The sequence below is a fragment of the Streptomyces sp. NPDC057694 genome (assembly GCF_042799415.1).
Classification (GTDB): Bacteria; Actinomycetota; Actinomycetes; order Streptomycetales; family Streptomycetaceae; genus Streptomyces.
Genome location: NZ_JBHVIX010000065.1, coordinates 1 through 1,001 on the forward strand (window position 1 = coordinate 1; position 1,001 = coordinate 1,001).

Below are 1,001 nucleotides of genomic sequence, written 5' to 3' on the forward strand. Positions count from 1 at the left end.
GGGTGTGGGGCCGCGGGGTGGTTAGTTGGTGGTGAGGGCGTCCTTGAGGCTGGCGACGGCGAGGAGGACGGCGTGCTTGGCGGCTTCGGTGTTGTGGAGGGCGTTGACCATGACGAAGTCGTGGACGATGCCGCCGAAGCGGGCGTTGGTGGCGGGGACGCCGGCCTGGCGGAGCTTGGCGGCGTAGGCCTCGCCCTCGTCGCGCAGGACGTCGGCCTCGGCGGTGATGATGAGGGTGGCGGGCAGTCCGGCGAGCTCGTCGAGGCTGGCGCGCAGGGGGGAGACGATGGACTGGGCGCGCTCTTCGTCGCTGGTGGTGTACTGGTCCCAGAACCACTTCATGCCGTCGCGGGCGAGGAAGTAGCCCTCGGCGAACTCGTGGTAGGAGTCGGTGTCGAAGGCGGCGTCGGTGACCGGGTAGAACAGGACCTGCTTGACGAAGCGGACGTCGCCGCGTTCCTTGGCGAGCATGGTCAGCGCGGTGGCCATGTTGCCGCCGACGGAGTCACCGGCGACGGCCAGGCGGGTGGCGTCGAGGTGGTGGTTCGCGCCGTTGCTGACGACCCACTGCGCGGCGGCGTAGCTCTGCTCCAGGGCGACGGGGAAGCCGGCCTCGGGGGAGCGGTCGTACTCGGGGAAGACCACGGCGGCGCCGACACCGACGGCCAGGTCGCGCACGAGACGGTCGTGGGTGTGCGCGTCACCGAAGACCCAGCCCGCGCCGTGGGTGTAGAGGATGACGGGCAGCGTCGTGCCGGCCGTGCCCGCGGGCCGCACGATCCGCACCTTCACACTGCCGGTCGGGCCGCCCAGGACCTCGGTCCACTCCTCGTCGATCTCCGGCTTGAAGATCTCCTCGTCCTGGACCTGGTCGACGGCCTTACGGCCCTCCTCCGGCGGCAGCTGGTACAGGAACGGCGGCTCGGACGTCGCGTCCACGAACGCCTGCGCAGCGGGCTCCAGAGCGATGTTACGGGGATTACCGGCCATGGAAGGCTCCT

General features: G+C 70.5%; 1 protein-coding gene. It reads right to left on the minus strand.

Going from position 1 to position 1,001, the window contains the following annotated elements; genetic code table 11:
* Positions 1-21 precede the first annotated feature (21 nt).
* The gene (locus tag ACFVDP_RS43885) at positions 22-990 is read right to left on the minus strand and encodes an alpha/beta hydrolase (RefSeq protein WP_383503448.1); all 969 of its coding nucleotides are present in this window, start codon (positions 988-990) and stop codon (positions 22-24) included.
* Positions 991-1,001 lie beyond the last annotated feature (11 nt).

What these genes read in the sequence shown, in the direction of transcription:
- ACFVDP_RS43885 (WP_383503448.1), bottom strand. Translation starts at nt 990, where the DNA reads ATGGCCGGTAATCCCCGTAACATCGCTCTGGAGCCCGCTGCGCAGGCG.